Origin of the sequence: Psychrobacter sp. DAB_AL62B (assembly GCF_028895345.1) — a bacterium.
Lineage (GTDB): Bacteria > Pseudomonadota > Gammaproteobacteria > Pseudomonadales > Moraxellaceae > Psychrobacter.
Genome location: NZ_SAXC01000002.1, coordinates 461,237 through 478,333 on the forward strand (window position 1 = coordinate 461,237; position 17,097 = coordinate 478,333).

14 protein-coding genes are annotated in these 17,097 nt (G+C 40.9%); 8 read left to right on the forward strand and 6 right to left on the reverse strand.

Annotation, left to right across the window (positions count from 1 at the left end):
• The first annotated feature begins 16 nt into the window (after window positions 1-16).
• The 5 genes from EPB74_RS04880 (at window position 17) to EPB74_RS04900 (ending at window position 4,506) form a co-directional block, all read left to right on the forward strand.
• Window positions 17-412 carry a DUF4845 domain-containing protein gene (locus tag EPB74_RS04880; RefSeq protein ID WP_274903083.1) on the forward strand — a complete coding sequence of 132 codons (396 nt, stop codon included), beginning with the start codon at window positions 17-19 and terminating at the stop codon, window positions 410-412.
• Window positions 413-581: 169 nt separating this feature from the next.
• A complete protein-coding gene (gene rnc / locus EPB74_RS04885; protein WP_079690866.1) occupies window positions 582-1,379 on the forward strand; it encodes a ribonuclease III in 798 nt (265 codons plus the stop codon).
• 217 nt (window positions 1,380-1,596) lie between these two features.
• Window positions 1,597-2,775, forward strand: coding sequence for a GTPase Era (gene era / locus EPB74_RS04890; RefSeq protein ID WP_274903084.1), 1,179 nt, complete (start codon window positions 1,597-1,599; stop codon window positions 2,773-2,775).
• A 61-nt stretch (window positions 2,776-2,836) separates the two neighbouring features.
• Complete coding sequence (gene recO / locus EPB74_RS04895) at window positions 2,837-3,640, forward strand: DNA repair protein RecO (RefSeq protein ID WP_274903086.1); 804 nt, start codon at window positions 2,837-2,839, stop codon at window positions 3,638-3,640.
• Between the two features lie 65 nt (window positions 3,641-3,705).
• A complete protein-coding gene (locus EPB74_RS04900; RefSeq protein WP_274903088.1) occupies window positions 3,706-4,506 on the forward strand; it encodes a pyridoxine 5'-phosphate synthase in 801 nt (266 codons plus the stop codon).
• A gap of 19 nt (window positions 4,507-4,525) precedes the next feature.
• On the opposite strand, the gene EPB74_RS04905 is transcribed toward EPB74_RS04900, so the two are convergent.
• Window positions 4,526-5,113, reverse strand: coding sequence for a pilus assembly FimT family protein (locus EPB74_RS04905; RefSeq protein WP_446740018.1), 588 nt, complete (start codon window positions 5,111-5,113; stop codon window positions 4,526-4,528).
• Between the two features lie 603 nt (window positions 5,114-5,716).
• Between EPB74_RS04905 and EPB74_RS04910 the strand changes: the two genes are divergently transcribed.
• The 3 genes from EPB74_RS04910 to mscL all read left to right on the forward strand — a co-directional run bounded on the left by EPB74_RS04910 (window position 5,717) and on the right by mscL (window position 9,830).
• Window positions 5,717-6,886: an OmpA family protein gene (locus EPB74_RS04910; protein ID WP_089555139.1), complete on the forward strand. Its 1,170-nt coding sequence runs from the start codon at window positions 5,717-5,719 to the stop codon at window positions 6,884-6,886.
• A gap of 355 nt (window positions 6,887-7,241) precedes the next feature.
• On the forward strand, window positions 7,242-9,089 hold the full coding sequence (gene typA / locus EPB74_RS04915; protein ID WP_274903090.1) for a translational GTPase TypA: 1,848 nt from the start codon (window positions 7,242-7,244) through the stop codon (window positions 9,087-9,089).
• A gap of 297 nt (window positions 9,090-9,386) precedes the next feature.
• The gene (gene mscL / locus EPB74_RS04920) at window positions 9,387-9,830 is read left to right on the forward strand and encodes a large conductance mechanosensitive channel protein MscL (RefSeq protein WP_274903091.1); all 444 of its coding nucleotides are present in this window, start codon (window positions 9,387-9,389) and stop codon (window positions 9,828-9,830) included.
• Between the two features lie 161 nt (window positions 9,831-9,991).
• Here the strand turns inward: mscL and EPB74_RS04925 are convergent, their stop codons facing one another.
• From EPB74_RS04925 to EPB74_RS04945, 5 genes are all read right to left on the reverse strand, one after another.
• Window positions 9,992-10,432 (reverse strand): hypothetical protein, encoded by a 441-nt coding sequence (locus EPB74_RS04925; RefSeq protein WP_274903092.1) that lies wholly within the window; start codon window positions 10,430-10,432, stop codon window positions 9,992-9,994.
• 221 nt (window positions 10,433-10,653) lie between these two features.
• Entirely contained in the window at window positions 10,654-11,637 is a 984-nt protein-coding gene (gene mutM / locus EPB74_RS04930; protein WP_274903093.1) for a bifunctional DNA-formamidopyrimidine glycosylase/DNA-(apurinic or apyrimidinic site) lyase, read from the reverse strand.
• Window positions 11,638-11,703: 66 nt separating this feature from the next.
• Entirely contained in the window at window positions 11,704-14,256 is a 2,553-nt protein-coding gene (locus tag EPB74_RS04935) for a RelA/SpoT family protein (protein WP_274903094.1), read from the reverse strand.
• A 394-nt stretch (window positions 14,257-14,650) separates the two neighbouring features.
• Window positions 14,651-16,192, reverse strand: coding sequence for a 23S rRNA (uracil(1939)-C(5))-methyltransferase RlmD (gene rlmD / locus EPB74_RS04940; protein ID WP_274903095.1), 1,542 nt, complete (start codon window positions 16,190-16,192; stop codon window positions 14,651-14,653).
• A 79-nt stretch (window positions 16,193-16,271) separates the two neighbouring features.
• Window positions 16,272-17,096 (reverse strand): 3'-5' exonuclease, encoded by an 825-nt coding sequence (locus EPB74_RS04945; protein WP_274903097.1) that lies wholly within the window; start codon window positions 17,094-17,096, stop codon window positions 16,272-16,274.
• Window position 17,097: the final 1 nt, after the last annotated feature.

Here is a 17,097-nt window from a genome sequence, read left to right on the forward strand (position 1 = left end):
CCCGTTGAGAGGTATTATGGTGCAACAGTTATCTGGTTTGTCTACACAGCGCGGCGCTAGTGTCACTAGCATCGTCTTTATTATCATCGCTTTAGGCGTGGCTATCAAATTGATCGTTGCTATTGTACCAGCACAAATTGGCGATTATCAGCTGAGCAAAACCTTAAACGCTCAGCTTAAAGAATCCAATAGTAATAAAGAAACCGCCAAACAGTTCGTCGAGCGTGTTGACAAGCAACTGTCTATTAATGCGGATTATGATACTAAGGCAGCAGAGGTATTTACCTTTACGGATAAAAAAACAGGTCAGTTAGCTATTCATAAGAAATACGACATAACCAATAAACTCTTCGGTAATGTAGATATTGTTAATCGCTTCGAAGGCGATATTGATGGTACAACAGCCGAATAACTGGCTCTTTGTATATTTTTATAATAGTCATTTAAAAACAGCTATTTAAAAACTAGTAATCTAAAAACAGCTATCTGAAAGCTGATTTTTGTATTCAACATTTTCGAAAAATATTATCATTTAATAAAATCAAACAATGAAATACAAACGGGATAACCATAAGCCACGCATGAAACCAACTTCGCAGTACCCTCAGGCGGTTCCTAATCCCCAACAAAACAGCCTGTCTGATGACACGCTTGTTATTAGCTCAGAATTTATTCAACGCTTAGCAATATTAACGCGCAAATTGGGTTATGTGTTTAATGATTTAAGCCTACCAAAGCTGGCACTCACACATCGCTCGTTCGATAGCAAAAAAAACTACGAGCGTTTAGAGTTTTTGGGTGATGCGTTATTAGGTATGATTGTCGGTGAGGCGCTATATCATCGTTATCCTAGCCAAAACGAAGGTCGTCTGACCCGTATGCGCGCCACTTTAGTACGGCAAGAATCTTTGGTCATCATTGCCCAAAACTTAGAGCTGTCTAATCAGTTAATATTGGGGGTGGGTGAGCGTAAAGGCGGCGGTCGCAATCGCGCTTCTATATTGGCCGATGCTGTAGAATCATTGATTGGTGCTATCTATTTGGATAGCCAAGATATGAATATTACGCGAGCTTGCGTGCTCTCTTGGTACGGCGACCTCATTGATAATGTCAATGATCAAAAAGCCCTAAAAGATGCCAAGAGCCGCTTACAAGAATGGTTACAGTCTAAGCAATTTGATCTGCCGCATTACGAGCTTATGGAAACACAAGGCAATGCACCGCATCAAGTTTTTGTGGTTCGCTGTCAGGTAAATATCAGCAATTGTCCTGATATTACCGAATCTGGCGAGAGTCGCCGTATCGCTGAGCAAAAAGCAGCAGAGCTTATGATTAATCAGCTACATAAGTTGCCAGGTGTGCCCAAAAAGCGCGCATAATTGATTTTAAAGTTTGTGAAGCCTATTTTAAAGTTCGATTATAAACATAACCTTTAATTTCTACTATTTTATTCAAATATTTGTGGCTTTGAAAATCGATTTTTTGAAGCACTAAGTGTTGAAATACCCAATATTCTTAACTTGATAACAGTTCTGCTGTTTTATTTTATTTAATTTTACAGCAGTGTGACTGATACAACCTCCACAGGATTAACCTATGAGCAATCACCCTGACTTGCCATTAAATAATGAAGATAATGCTAAAAATATGACCGAAAACACCGATCTGAATCCAAGCCAAAACAATACTGAATCGAATGATATCCAGCTAAATGCTGATAATTTAGAAAACAATGCACTAGAAGACAATTCGTTAGAAGATAATGTGCTAGAAGAAAACGCAATAGAAAACAATGACCTAGAAAACGATTTAGCAATTGAAGAGTTTTTTTCACCAAGCAATAGTGCTCGTACTGCTGAAGGTTTTAAAACCGGCTATGTAGCGATTGTTGGTCGCCCAAATGTGGGTAAATCGACCTTGATGAATCATTTATTGGGTCAAAAACTGTCTATCACCTCACGTAAACCGCAGACGACTCGTCATCGTATTCACGGTATTTTATCTAATGATGAAATGCAAGCCGTATTCGTCGACACCCCTGGTATTCATCGTAATGAAGTGCGTGCTATTAATGAACGTATGAATAAAGCCGCCGTGTCTGCCTTAGTCGATGTTGACTTGGTGTTATTCGTAGTTGATTCAGACCAGTGGCGTGATGATGACCTATTGGTTTTACAAAAACTTGGTAATACGGAGCTGACCGTTGTATTGGTCATTAATAAAGCAGACACTTTAAAAGATAAAGGCAGTATTCTGCCACTTATCGAAACCTTTAGTGATAGCTTTGACTTTGCCGATATCGTACCTGTTTCTGCATTAAAAAATCAAAATCTTAGTCGTCTACAAGAAGTGATTGCTTCACATCTCCCAATCGCCGAGCCTATCTATGATACGGAGCAAATCACCGATCGCTCAGAGCGATTTTTGGCCAGTGAAATTATCCGCGAAAAAATCATGCGTAGCTCTGGTGATGAAGTACCGTACGATTTAACCGTACAGATTGACGGATTTAAAGACGAGGCGGCGCATACTGATCCAAAAACGGGTCGCCCACGTAAAGCTTGTACTTTTATTGATGCCACTATCTATGTTGAGCGTAGCGGACAAAAGGCGATTGTTATTGGTGACAAAGGCCAACGTATCAAACAAGTCGGTATGGACGCGCGTAAGGATATGGAACAGCTGTTTGATAAAAAAATCATGCTAACTTTGTGGGTGAAGGTTAAGCGTGGTTGGTCGGATGATGAGCGTGCCTTGACCAGCTTGGGATATTAATAGCGACCAAAAATAGCATGTCGATAATAGATTTCTATTATTAAAGCTGAGGTAATAATCAATGCGTAACGAAGCGTTAATCGGTTATTTATTACACCAGCGCCCTTATCAAGAAAAGCGCGCCTTATATTATTTATTTTCTCAGCAACACGGGGTGATACATGGTATTGGTAAAAAAGGCGCGCCACTATTTATGCCCTTACAGCTCTTTGCTACTGGCAAACGTGATCTCAAGACATTCAGTCAGATTAATATCGCCTCCTTAAGCTTCGTACAGAAACCAATAGAACAAGAAGATAGTAACGCTATAGGAAATAGTGATCCTATAAAAGATAGCAGCGCGATAATGTCAGAGGTGTTGCATCACGACAGTATCACTGGCCAACATCAGTATGCTGCCCTGTATTTGAATGAAATACTGTGGCGACTATTACCTACTGAAGATCCTATGCCAGTATTATGGCACCATTATCAAGATAGTCTACGTCAGCTTAAGCAGCCCTTAACTGCTGACGAATTACGTTTATGCTTGCGCCATTTTGAGACGTATTTATTTAACGAGTTAGGTTTTTCGCTAACGTTAAAACATGATAGCCTTGAGAATCCTATTGAGCCTCACTGTGCTTATCGCTTTTTAGCTGATGTAGGTTTAGTGCCTATTGTCCATACTGAAGATAATGATAGGGCTATCACTCATACGGTTTTCAGTGGCCGTGAGATATTGATGATGCTGGAGCAAGGAATATCTGCTATTACGCTGAACGCCTGGTCGCGCTTGCATCGGCAGTTGATTGATCATTTGCTTGATTATCAGCCGCTACAAAGTCGTTTACTTTGGCAGCAGCAACAGCGTTATCAATCATAGTTTTGACAAAGACTTTATAAGCTATTTTTTAGTAAATGATCTAAATATTATTAAAAGGATTTTTTATGACTAACGCCGCGCACATAACAGCCTCCAAATTAGAGCAAACTTCAGAAAATGCCTCAAAAAAACCGTTATTAGGGGTCAATGTTGACCACGTAGCGACCTTACGCCAAGCACGTGGCGTTAGCTATCCAAGTCCATTAGCAGCAGCACTTCTATGTGAACAAGCGGGTGCAGATGGGATAACGATTCATTTGCGTGAAGATCGCCGTCATATTCAAGATGCAGATGTTTATGAAATGGCGGGGCAACTGACCACTAGAATGAATTTAGAGATGGCAGCAACGACTGAAATGCTAGAGATTGCCTGTCAGGTTAAACCATTTTGGGTATGCTTAGTACCAGAAAAGCGTGCCGAGTTGACCACAGAAGGCGGTCTTGATGTCGCAGGACAGCTCACTTGGTTGACAGATTATGTCCGTCAGTTACAGGCGGCAGATATCAAAGTGTCTTTATTTATTGATCCAGAAGATAAGCAGATTGCTGCAGCAGTGAATTGTGGCGCTGATGCTATTGAATTACATACAGGCGCCTATGCTGAGGCAGGTTTAGCAGACGATACCGACAGGATGAAGGCAGAACTGAGTCGAATCAAACATGCAGTGGCTACTGCTAGACTTATCGATGATAAACTTCTAGTCAATGCAGGCCACGGTCTCACACGTGATAACGTCAATGCTATTGCCCAGATTGATGGTATATATGAGCTGAATATTGGTCATGCTCTTATTGCCGATGCCGTTTTTGTTGGATTAGAGCAGGCGGTTATTATGATGAAGTCTGCCATGCACCAAAGTATCTAAGCATCTAATCTCATCATTTTTATTGCCCACAATCAGTAGGGTAGCTTTCGTTGGGTTTATAAGTAATGCGACCGACTTGGTTAAATGAGATTTGATACATGGTTTGATTGTAGGTTGAGGTTGGACAGTATTTAATATGACCAAAATGACCGCGCGGACTACCGCTATCGCCCCAGAACTTAGTGTAATGACGATTGTTTCCCACTCTCAAATATAATGTGCTGTATTTAGGATTTAACGCTTGTTCTTCTAGCAGGTCGTCGACCCCTAAATCAAAATTTTTATTATTATTTTTATCTAAAAATAATAGCAGACTTTTATAACTATCTCTGTGGCATATCCCGCTATTGTTAGAGAGACAAACTAGTAAATCTTGTCTTCTGATATAGCTTTCAGCTTTGGCTAATGTCAACGTATTTTCTATTTGACCTTCAATACGCTTTGCTTCCATGCGAGCGAGTTGCTCCATAATAGAAGGAGCAGCAATCATTGCTAATATAGACAAGACTGCGACGGTAACGATCAGCTCCACCAAATTAAAACCCTTATCATGATAGGGTTTTTGATTTTTTAACCTATTGAAAGATACTCTATATGATGCAATCATTGAGGATTGTTACCTGTATAAAAGGTATGGATAGAATAAAACTTTAAAATTGTCTGATGAAATTGAGTTTTTGTTTCAATATAACTGGTTGATTTTATAATATACTTAACTTTCCACCCTAAGTTTTGAATTACTCATGATGTGGAAACTGGTGCCAAAGACCAAATATTTATCTAAATAGTGAAACTATGTTTGCATTTATGAATATAAACTAAATATATGTCTACTGTCAAAGAATGTTTCAATTCGTGAATGGAGAGTTTTAGCAATAGAGAAACTAAGTCATTTGTATTAAAATAGTCTTAATCAATAGATATGATTGGTTTCATAATCTATTGCGACCTAACATACAAAAGATAAAAAGTGTAAAGTGTGTTAGAGCTCAGTAAGTTAAGCCGGCTAATGTGTTTTAGTTATGACATTATCGTGTAATAATGTGTAGCTGGTTAACGAAAAAAGTTGTAAACTGAATTGATAATCGCTAAGCTACTTCTTAATTGGTTTTGCTTTGTAATTTTAATTCGTAAATGATGTCTATTTTTGGCCATCTTGAGCAGCGGTTTTGCTTAATGCATTACTAAAATTATCCTTTGGAGGAAGTTCATGAAATTAAATAAAATTGCTTTGGCTTTGTTTGCCATCACAGCGGCGCCACTAGCAGCTAACGCTGGCGTTACTATCAGCCCATTGCTACTTGGTTATCATTACAGTGAAGGCGCTTCTGATGAGCAAGCTGAAACTATGGGCGCAGGTGGGGTTTATAAAGAGAATGGTTTATACACTGGTGCAGCGCTAGGTATTGAGCTAACTCCTTCTACTCAGTTCCAAGTAGAATACGGTGTATCAAACACTGATGCTGTAAACGACGCTGGTACTATATCTTTAGATGCTGAACAAGAAATGATTTCTGGTAACTTCTTGATCGGTTTTGAAGAGTTCAGTGGTTACACTGATAACGCATTTAAGCCATATGTATTAGTTGGTGCTGGTCAATCTAAAATCGAAGTTGAAGACGCAGCTGGCAACTTTGTTACTGGTTCTAAAGATACTATCGGTAACCTAGGTTTAGGTGCTATGTATCGTATCAACAACGCTTTAAGCCTACGTGGTGAAGCTCGTGCGATTCATAACTTTGACGAAAACTGGTGGGAAGGCATGGCCTTGGCCGGTCTAGAAGTTGTACTTGGTGGCCATTTAGCACCTACAGTAGCTGTTCCACCAATGGTAGAGCCTAACGTTCAAACTCCACCAATCGTTGTTATTGAATCTGATCTTGATTCTGATGGCGATGGCGTACCTGATAGCATCGATGCTTGCCCAGGCACTCCAATGAACGTGGTTGTTGATGAGCGCGGTTGCCCAGTACCAGTAGATATTACTGATGAGCTGAAAATGGAACTTCGTGTATTCTTTGATAACGATAAATCAGCTATCAAAGCTCAGTACCAACCTGAAATCGCTAAAGTAGCAGAGAAGATGCGTGAGTATCCTAACTCTACCGCTCGTGTTGAAGGTCATGCTTCTAAAACAGGTCCATCAGCACGTTATAACCAACGTTTGTCTGAAGCCCGTGCCGTTGCTGTGAAATCTATGTTGACTAACGAATTTGGTATCGCACCAAACCGTCTATCAACAGTTGGTTATGGTTATGACCAACCAATCGCTGATAACAACACTGAAGAAGGTCGCGCTATGAACCGTCGTGTATATGCCATCATCACTGGTGACAAAACCATGACTGTTGAACAAACTAAAGATATGGTTGTTCAATAAGTAATAGCTACTAGTTATGTTATAAACTAATTAGTTACAAAAAAAGCCACCCATTGGGTGGCTTTTTTTTATTTATGTATCGAGAAAAGTGAGTTATTACATAAATCTATGATGCAATAATGTTATACTAGCTACCCAAACACTTTGTAGATTGACAAAGTGTACATTAGCATAGCTATCTGTACGATGGATTTATCAGCATAGATACTTGATTTTACACACATTAATTAATCCACTATGCCTATTGTATGGTCGTTTGATACTAGTGTAATTAGGACTATCTGGTTAATGGCAAAAGTTTATCCAGCGGTGCTTACTGCTACTGCATTTTTTTAAGACGAAACGAGCATTTTATATGGCGAACGATATCAAACACCTGCGTAACATTGCAATTATTGCCCACGTTGACCACGGTAAAACCACTTTGGTTGATAAGCTATTACATCAGTCTGGTACTTTTGGCGATCGTGCAAACATTGCTGAACGTGCGATGGATTCAGGTGATATTGAGCAAGAACGTGGTATTACTATTTTGGCTAAAAATACAGCCATCCGTTGGACTGACGATACTGATGGTACTGAATACCGTATCAATATCGTGGACACCCCTGGTCACGCCGACTTTGGTGGCGAAGTTGAGCGCGTGATGTCAATGGTCGACTGTGTACTTCTAGTTGTGGACGGTGTCGATGGTCCAATGCCTCAGACCCGTTTTGTGACTCAGAAAGCGTTCGAGCAAGGTCTAAAGCCTATTGTTGTTATTAATAAAATTGACCGCCCAGGCTCACGCCCTGATTGGGTAATGGATCAAATTTTTGATCTGTTTGACAACTTAGGCGCTACCGATGAGCAATTAGACTTTCCAGTTGTTTATGCCTCAGCATTGAATGGTATTGCCGGTTTAGAAGCAGATAACCTTGCTGATGATATGACGCCATTGTTTAAAACTATCGTTGATGTTGTACAGCCACCACAGGTTGATGCAGATGCTCCTTTCCGCATGCAAATATCAAGTATTGATTATAACAGCTTCGTAGGCGTTATCGGTATTGGTCGTATTCAGCGCGGTAAAGTTAAAACCAACACCCAAGTAACTGTGATTGATAAAGACGGCGAAACGCGTAACGGTCGTATCTTAAAAATTATGGGTTATCATGGTCTTGATCGTATTGAAGTAGAAGATGCGCAAGCAGGTGACATTGTCTGTATTACTGGTGTTGATGCACTTAATATCTCGGATACTATATGTGATCCTAATCATGTTGAAGCTTTGCCAGCGTTAACGGTTGATGAGCCAACAGTATCTATGACGTTCCAAGTTAATAACTCTCCGTTTGCTGGTCGTGAAGGTAAATTTGTCACTTCACGCAACATTCGTGAGCGTCTTGAGCGTGAACTGATTCATAATGTGGCATTGCGTGTAGAAGACACAGAATCTCCTGATAAATTTAAAGTATCAGGTCGTGGCGAGCTACATCTGTCTGTATTGATTGAAAACATGCGCCGTGAAGGCTATGAGCTTGGTGTATCGCGTCCAGAAGTTATCGTTAAAGAGATTGATGGTAAGCTACAAGAGCCGTACGAGAATGTAGTCTTTGATGTTGAAGATCAGCATCAAGGTCCAATCATGGAGCAAGTTGGTCTACGCAAAGGCGAGATGACCAACATGGAGCTTGATGGTAAAGGTCGTATGCGTATCGAAGCGACAATGCCAGCTCGTGGTTTGATTGGTTTCCGTTCTGAGTTTTTAACGTTGACTTCAGGAACAGGTATCCTAACTTCAAGCTTCTCGCATTATGGTCCACAAAAAATTGGTGATGTCGGTGCTCGCTCTAACGGCGTACTCGTTTCTATGACCAAAGGTGTTTGCTTAGGCTTCGCACTATTCAACCTACAAAAGCGTGGCAAGATGTTTGCTGAGCCACAGCTTGAAGTTTACGAAGGTATGATTGTTGGTTTAAACTCACGTAACGATGATATGGCCGTTAATCCAACAACAGCCAAGCAGTTAACCAACGTTCGTGCTAGTGGTACTGATGAAGCGTTGACCTTAACGCCTGCAATCAAGTTTACTCTTGAGCAAGCGCTTGAATTCATTCAAGATGATGAGCTAGTAGAAGTTACACCAAAATCTATTCGTCTGCGTAAGCGTTACTTGACTGAAAGTGAGCGTAAGCGTTTTGGACGTAAGAAAGGTGCTTAATATCGATAAATAAATGATAGTAATCATTTATTTGTTTGGTAATTAAGAGATATCCTTAATATTAATTAATATCTTTTTTATTATTAAGTAAGGTATCTAATGAGCAGCATAGAATGAGTAGAACATCACTCATTCTATGCTGTTTTTTTTGTTGCATTTTTCATGAAATAAAAACACAATAGTTTGATAGGGTTTTTCAAACAACGAAATATTCAATAATTGTCCCTAAAGTCCAATGTCGGATTAACCATTGATATACTTATCTTATTGTAGATAAGATTTTTGAGGAAAGAGATTATGAGTATGGTATCTGAATTTAAAGAATTTGCCTTAAAAGGTAATGTCATGGACTTAGCTGTCGGTGTCATTATTGGTGGAGCGTTCGCTACTATCACGACATCTTTAGTAGAGGATATCATTATGCCTATCGTTGCTTTTATTGCGGGCGGCGAAATCAACTTTAAGAATATGTTTTTCATATTAGGGGATGCGCCTGAAGGTGTTGCTAAAACCTATGATGCACTTAAAGCCGCGGGTGTCCCGGTATTGGCTTATGGTAGTTTTATCACCGTACTTATTAACTTCCTGATTTTAGCGTTTATTATCTTTATGATGATAAAAATGGTCAATAGATTGCGCCGTGCAGATGAGGTGGTAGAGGAAGTAGCAGAACCTTCAGAAGAAGTGCAGTTGCTGCGTGAGATTAGTGCCAAGCTTGGTAATAGCAATCTTACCAAATAAAGCAATTTTATCTAAAATAGGATAATAAAATGCAAAAAGGCCAACGTAATGTTAGCCTTTTTTTTATTAGATATTGATAAGCTATTAGTTTAAAAATCATCGATTGATAAGACAGCTACTATCAATAATTTATCAGATAAATTGGTAGTAGAAATTGTAGTCTAAGGCGTGATTATGACATAGTCGTTGGTATTAATAAGAATCTCTGATGGTTGATCAACAATGATACGTACAACGTTATTGTCAATAATTTGTGATTTGTAATAATTATCCTCAGCAACGGTACAGCCTAAGCAGCGACCCATTGCATTCCATGGTTCAACGAACAACTTCTGCTGTGCTTGGTCTGCATTACCACCGATAAGAGAGAAGGGAAGGCTAACGAGATAAGCTGCTGTACCCGCCACTGCTGCTACTAGTTGTAATGGCTTCCCAACAATGGTATCAACGGCCATAGTCTCATAAGAAGGACCAAAATCAGTTTCATCAATTTCTATCGCTGCCAAAGCGGGCTGCATGCTTGCAAAAACTAAGCTGGCACTTGCAATCATCGTTAGTAGCTTATATTTAGCGGTGCTTTTGATTTTAGCTTGAGCCGTCATAATGATGTCCTAAAACTCATAAATAGTATGATGAATAGCTGCTGCTATTTCCCCATAGAAATATCACGGCAACAATAAATAGATGATATATTACAGATCAATAAACGGTTTGCACTGTTTATGTAAGTGCTGGCACTATTAAAGCAATATGTACGTTAATAAGCAACAAAAATGCGCAAGATTTTTTTCTAAAGTAGTGTTATTAGTCAATATGTTTCAATTTAACGGCTTGGCTGACAGTGCGGGCAATAAACACTGGCGCGCCCATTGAGCTTAATATTTTCTAATACTGTGTCACAGTGCGGGCAAGCCTCACCTTGTCTACCGTAGACATTCAAGGTCTGTTGAAAATATCCTGTTTGTCCACTGGCAACTGTGAAATCACGTAATGTTGAACCACCAAGCGCTATCGCCTTTTGTAAGATAACTTTGATATGATCAACCAGTACCGTAATCTGCTTGAATGATAGCTGATGGGCAGGTGTTGCTGGATGAATGCCTGAAAGATATAAACTTTCGGTTGCATAAATATTGCCAACACCGACCACGACTTGTTGCTCCATAATCACTGATTTGATAGCGCGTTTGATCGGTTGTTTACTGATAGTGGTTTTACTGATGATTGCCTTACTGACTTTGGTTTCATTTGTTAAAGCATCATTAGATGTTTGGCTGGGGTTATTGGTACGCTGAATTAGATAATATAAATAGTCAGCAGTAAAGGTTTCTGATAATGGCTCAGGACCTAAATGATCTAATAGTTTATGACCATAATCCTCAAGCCATAAGACGGATCCAAAGCGTCTAGGATCATAATAGTGTAACTGGATTTGCGTGTTATCAGCGCCAATAAAGGTCATAATCAAATGGTCGTGTTTGCGTTTATCGCTAGCATGACTGTGTTGTTGTAAGCTGCCTGACATGCCAAGGTGAATTAAAAGTTGGCGCGGCTTTAAAATGTCAGTCTGGAACGTGTCAGTCTGGATAGGGCTAATAGTATGAGCAGCAACTAACGGTATAAAATTGAGGATTAAATACTTTGCTCGTCGCTCAACGCTATCCAAAGTGTAGTCAACTAATTGGCTCAAATCATCAGGCATCGACCAACGCAGTTTAGGTTGAAAGACTTCTACCTTGGTGACCTTACGACCTAATAGCGGTGCAAGGCTGGTTTTTGTCGTTTCTACTTCGGGCAACTCAGGCATAGTATTTTTTATGAAAACTCTATTGTTAATTGAAGGTGTTTTTGGAAGATTTTTATCACTTTATCATCAAGCAACGGCACGTCGAGCATGTAAGATGCCGTGCTGTTGTTCGAGCTTAGCAAGTAGCTTTGATAAATGTGCCAGCCCTGAAACCTCAATATGAAACTTTAAAAAGGCAATATTGTCATCATTACTCAGCGTTTCAACTTGGCGAATATTGACGTTTTCTTTATCAATAATTTGGGTCAAGTCGCGTAAAAGTCCGCGCCTATCGTACGCCTCTACATGAATATCTACCGGCTGATAGCGACCTGATTTAACTTTCCAAGCCGCTTCGATTTCGCGCTCAGGGTCACGCTCAATCAGACGTAGATACTCGGGGCAGCCCCGATTATGCACACTAACACCGCGCGACAACGTAATATAACCAGCGATTGGCTCACCATGTACGGGATGGCAACAGCCTGCCAAATTAATCTCGATATTGTCCAAGCCATCGATATGGATTTTATAGGCATCACGTTGCCCTGAATCCCTAGTATTAATGCTGGGCGAAAAGTCTTCTTCAGGTTTCTCAGGCTCTAGATGCAACTGACGAGAAATATGGCTGGTGAGTTGGTTGAGTCCAATCTCACCTGTTACTAGACCGACGACGATATCATCGGTATTATTGACATGAAAATGCTGGATATAGTCATTTAAATCAATGCTATTAGGATGTACCGATAAACGCTCAAGCTCTTTGCTCAGCATGTGCCGACCAATCTCGATATTTTTATCGCGGTCTTGTTTATTGAACCACTGACGTAGTTTTGAGCGTGCGCGGTTGGTATGAATGTAGCCCAGTGAAGCAACCAGCCAATCACGGTTAGGCTCACGTGAGGCTTTGGTGATGATCTCAACCTGTTCACCAGTCTTGAGCTGATAGGTCAGCGGTACATAGCGCTGATTGACTCGCGCCGCTTGAGCACGATTACCAACTTGCGTGTGCACATAATAAGCAAAATCCAGCACAGTCGCGCCTTTTGGTAGCTCAGTAATATCACCATCACGACTAAAGATATAAATACGTTCGAGCTCATCGAAATCAACTAGTTGTTCTTCGTCATCAAACTCGATTTCTTCTAGCTCTTCGCCTGTTAATAATGACGAGCGTGGCTGATTGCGCGTTTCATTATTAATAGAGAGCAGTTGGCGTAATGAGCTGATCCTTTGATTGAGATAGTTGTCTTTCTTATTTTTGAGGCCTTCTTTGTAATTGACATGGGCACACATGCCAAGCTCGGCTTCAAAGTGCATTTCATGAGTACGGATTTGTACTTCAAGCGACTTATTTTCAGCAATCACTGCCGTATGCAATGAGCGATAACCATTAGACTTTGGATTGGTAATATAATCATCGAACTGTTCAGGAATATAACGCCACAAGCCATGTACCAGTCCTAAAACATGATAGCAATCTGAAGGGTTGGTGACCAATACCCGCAAGGCGCGAATGTCATAAAGCTGATCAAACGATAAGCCTTTTAGCTTCATTTTTCGATAAATGGAGTAGATGTGCTTAACGCGTCCTGAAACTTCACCTTCAATACTAGCTTCTGCCAAGGATTCATTGAGCTTGTCTTGCACGCGCTGAATATAGGATTCACGTTCACTACGTTTTTCCGATAATAGCTTGGCAATTTCTTTATAGCGATCTGGCGCAAGGTAGCGAAACGCTAAGTCTTCAAGCTCCCATTTAAGCTGGGCGATACCCAAGCGGTGCGATAATGGGGCATAAATCGTCATAACCTCACGTGCGACACGATTTTGACGCTCTGCATTAGAAAAGGTCAATTCACGCATGGCAAAGGTACGTTCAGCCAGCTTGATGAGTACCACGCGCACATCATTGGTAACGGAGATGAGCATGCTATAAATGTTTGATAGCTGGTCACGTTGGTTATTAACAAAGTGATCTTCTAAGCGCTTATTGCTCTCAATAATCTCAGACAGCTTACCCATCGCCAAGGTATCTTTGACTAAGGTTGATATATCAGCACCGAAGTTTTTTTCAATATCAGCCAGGCTAATGATTGATTTACGCGCACTACGATAAAGCATAGCAGCGACAAGGGCATCTTCATCTTGATAGAGGTAAGTCAAGATGTCCGTCATAGCAATACCTGTCACGTAAGCGCCTGAACGCTCAGATTCACTGGTATTCATATGACTGCGAATAAACTCACAGGCAACGCTGAGGTTGGGTACAGATTCTTGACCGATACGCTTAGCTACATTGTCTAGCCAAGTAGGTACGTCAATATTTATCTGGTCCAAATCAATCGCTTCAAGCTCTTTTTCTGAAAGCGTCGAGGATTCATTGAGAAGTTTATTGTCTAAATACTCGTTTTTAAGGTTCGGGTCATGACTATGATAAGCATACTGTGCGGAGCGATCAAAGGTAGTATGTAGTTTATGAGTGGACAGCTGATGTTTGATATCGAGGGGAATTTGGGCATAACTGTTTGCAGACTGATGAGAGCGTTGACTCGCGACCAGTTGCGCCGCTAGGGTGGCACTGTCAGCTTGCGTGGTCTGTCCATCCACCAGCGGTAATCCTTCACGAATTTTTACCATAGCCCACTCCTCTTAGCTATTCTAAATTGACGATAACCCCATCTACAATGCATATGGTGAGCTTGCTATTTGTGAATAGTCAGTTATAAATCAATACAGCCGCTAAAAAATCCTTTTTTAGCAGCTATAAAATTAAACATATGAATAATACGTACAATTATGAGTACGTATACTTGCTACATTTTTATTAAAAAATGAAAGCACTGACTATTATTATCGCATGTTGCGATGACAAATCAAGCGAGCCTCTGTAATGATAATTTCAGGCTCAATAACATAGCGGCTTATTTACGCGCATATCGTCGATTTTCTTTAAGCACAATATGGCTAATTTATTTTAAAAAAACACCTTAACGCTTTCATGTATCAAAAAATAAACGCGAAAAAACGGACGCTAAGCTGACACTTTCTCAAAGCGAGCGATTGACTCAACATGACCGGTATGGCAAAACATATCCATCACGCCAGCATGAGTCAAACGATAGCCTTGTTCTAGCAACGCTTTGGTATCACGAGCGAGGGTAGCAGGATTACATGAAACATAGACAATACGCTCTGCATTAAACTTTGGCAGGTACTGCATGATTTCCCATGCGCCAGAACGTGGGGGATCAATAAGCAGCGCATCAAACCCTTGATTGGCCCAAGGTTTATCCGTACAGTCCTGAGTTAAGTCTTGGCTATAAAATTCAGTATTATTAATGCCATTGCGACGCGCATTATCAGCGGCGCGAGCAGTCATAGCTTCACTACCTTCAACACCAACGACTGAGCCAGTTTCACCAACCAAACGCGCAAGTGGTAAGCTAAAATTACCCAAGCCGCTAAATAAATCCAGTACCCGTTCACCTGCTTTTAAATCCAACAAATCACAAGCAAGCTTGGTCATCTGACGATTTACTGACAGATTGACTTGGGTAAAATCTGTCGGGATAAATTCAAAAGTAAGGTCATATTCGGGTAATTGATAATATAAGCGTCCAAATTGTTCACTTAAATCATCAGCATCCGTCAAGGCAATACGCTGGATACTATCGACACCTTTTGATTGCAAATATAACTGCCAATTGCGAGCAGCAAAGAAGCCTTTTAGTTTATCTATATCAGCTTCTGATAATGGGGCTAGGTTGCGCACAATCAGTGCCACTGGTTGATCACCATCAGGTAGCTCTGGTAAATACTCACCCATAGCCAATTCAAGCTGGGCAATCTTGTCACGGCTTTCTAAGGTGCTGATAAGGGTTTTTAAGTTTGCAATCTCAAAGCCAATACGCGGATCTAAGATATGACACTCATTTAACTCAGCCAAGAAGTTACTTGAGCGCTCACGAAAGCCTACCAGCGCGGTTTCTTTTTTGGCAACATAACGTACGCCAAGTCGCGCCTTGGTACGATAGCCGAGTTGATCTCCGACTATGGGTGTTAGCCAATGATCAGGCTGAACGTGGGCTTGGTGTTGTAACATTTCAGCAAGGACAGACTGCTTAAAATTAATCTGCGCATCCGGTTGCCAATGCTGTAAGTTACAACCACCACAAACCCCAAAGTGTGGGCAGGGCGGTACAGCGCGTTCAGGATTTGGGTTGGCAGTGATGCTAATGGCATCGCCTTCTTCAAAGCTGGTACGACTATTAGTGATTTTGACCAAGGCGCTTTCACCCGGTAATGCAAAGCTGACAAAGATTTTTTTGCCATGCTTATCTGTGATGTGCCCTTCGGCCTCTCCAAAGCCATTACCGTATACGGCAACGCCGCGACCATCATGCGATAAGCCATCAATAGTAAAGGGTAGTGGCTCAGCATCTTTTAGACGACGGCGTGTCTTCGATGATGGCTTAGATTTTTTCTTATTAGGCGGGATAGTAATGGTCTGAGTCTCGTTAGTTTGCTGTGTGGTATCAGGTGCTGTAGAAGTGTTTGAATCGGTGGGTTGCATAAACCTGCCTTAATAATAAATGATAAATAAAAATAGCTAAAAAAATGAGGATAGAACAAATTGCTTATAACCGTATTTTCTATAATTTGGGCGCAGATGACCAATCAGCAATAAATTCTTGGTGACGTGGACTGCCGTCCGCTTGAGTAAATTTGGCTAAATAGTCATGGCTTTGCTTTTGCCAAGCATCGAAATCGGGTAAGGATAGTTGTCCAGTTAGACGCAGCCAGCGCAAATATATCAACCAAGTATTCATCACATCAGACTCACAATATATCGATAGCGTCTGCCAGTCATTATTGCTGACGAGGTCGCCAACCATGCTACCATCGACATCCGTCTTACCAGGCAAGCCGTATAAGCTTGCGACGACATCCATGGCCTCACGGCGGCTGGCACCGTATTGGCTAAATCTGTCCATCAAATCAAGGTGGCGCGTGTGAAAGCGATTCACATAATTATCAAAACGCATGTTTTTGATGCGCTCGCCTTCTTCAAATAACCATGGCGCTGACAAATCATATTGCATGGCACGATATATCAGCACCGGAATATCAAAGCCCGAGCCATTCCAGCTAATCAGTTTAGGTAGTTTTTCAAGATCACTAAACGCCCGAAAAAACTTGGCAAGAATTTCCTTTTCACTAAACTTATCTGCGGTTAAAGAAAATAAAGAAAACGTACCGTCTTTAATATAGAGCGCAGAAATACAGACAATGCGCTGCAACGGCAAACGCATAAAGTCGTGTCCCGCTTCTTGTATTCGAATAGCCGTTAATGCGCTCAATGCGTCCGCATCGTTTAGCTCAGCCAATTGCGGATAAATACGGCGGGCAGCATCGGTATCCGCGACGGTCTCAATATCAAAGACCAGTATAGGATTGGACGAGAAGGCTTGTGACATA

What these genes read in the sequence shown, in the direction of transcription:
- mutM (WP_274903093.1), bottom strand. Translation starts at nt 11,637, where the DNA reads ATGCCTGAGTTGCCCGAAGTAGAAACGACAAAAACCAGCCTTGCACCG.
- EPB74_RS04880 (WP_274903083.1), top strand. Translation starts at nt 17, where the DNA reads ATGGTGCAACAGTTATCTGGTTTGTCTACACAGCGCGGCGCTAGTGTC.
- era (WP_274903084.1), top strand. Translation starts at nt 1,597, where the DNA reads ATGAGCAATCACCCTGACTTGCCATTAAATAATGAAGATAATGCTAAA.
- EPB74_RS04905 (WP_446740018.1), bottom strand. Translation starts at nt 5,113, where the DNA reads ATGATTGCATCATATAGAGTATCTTTCAATAGGTTAAAAAATCAAAAA.
- EPB74_RS04900 (WP_274903088.1), top strand. Translation starts at nt 3,706, where the DNA reads ATGACTAACGCCGCGCACATAACAGCCTCCAAATTAGAGCAAACTTCA.
- EPB74_RS04935 (WP_274903094.1), bottom strand. Translation starts at nt 14,256, where the DNA reads ATGGTAAAAATTCGTGAAGGATTACCGCTGGTGGATGGACAGACCACG.
- typA (WP_274903090.1), top strand. Translation starts at nt 7,242, where the DNA reads ATGGCGAACGATATCAAACACCTGCGTAACATTGCAATTATTGCCCAC.
- recO (WP_274903086.1), top strand. Translation starts at nt 2,837, where the DNA reads ATGCGTAACGAAGCGTTAATCGGTTATTTATTACACCAGCGCCCTTAT.
- rnc (WP_079690866.1), top strand. Translation starts at nt 582, where the DNA reads ATGAAACCAACTTCGCAGTACCCTCAGGCGGTTCCTAATCCCCAACAA.
- EPB74_RS04910 (WP_089555139.1), top strand. Translation starts at nt 5,717, where the DNA reads ATGAAATTAAATAAAATTGCTTTGGCTTTGTTTGCCATCACAGCGGCG.
- EPB74_RS04925 (WP_274903092.1), bottom strand. Translation starts at nt 10,432, where the DNA reads ATGACGGCTCAAGCTAAAATCAAAAGCACCGCTAAATATAAGCTACTA.
- EPB74_RS04945 (WP_274903097.1), bottom strand. Translation starts at nt 17,096, where the DNA reads ATGTCACAAGCCTTCTCGTCCAATCCTATACTGGTCTTTGATATTGAG.
- mscL (WP_274903091.1), top strand. Translation starts at nt 9,387, where the DNA reads ATGAGTATGGTATCTGAATTTAAAGAATTTGCCTTAAAAGGTAATGTC.
- rlmD (WP_274903095.1), bottom strand. Translation starts at nt 16,192, where the DNA reads ATGCAACCCACCGATTCAAACACTTCTACAGCACCTGATACCACACAG.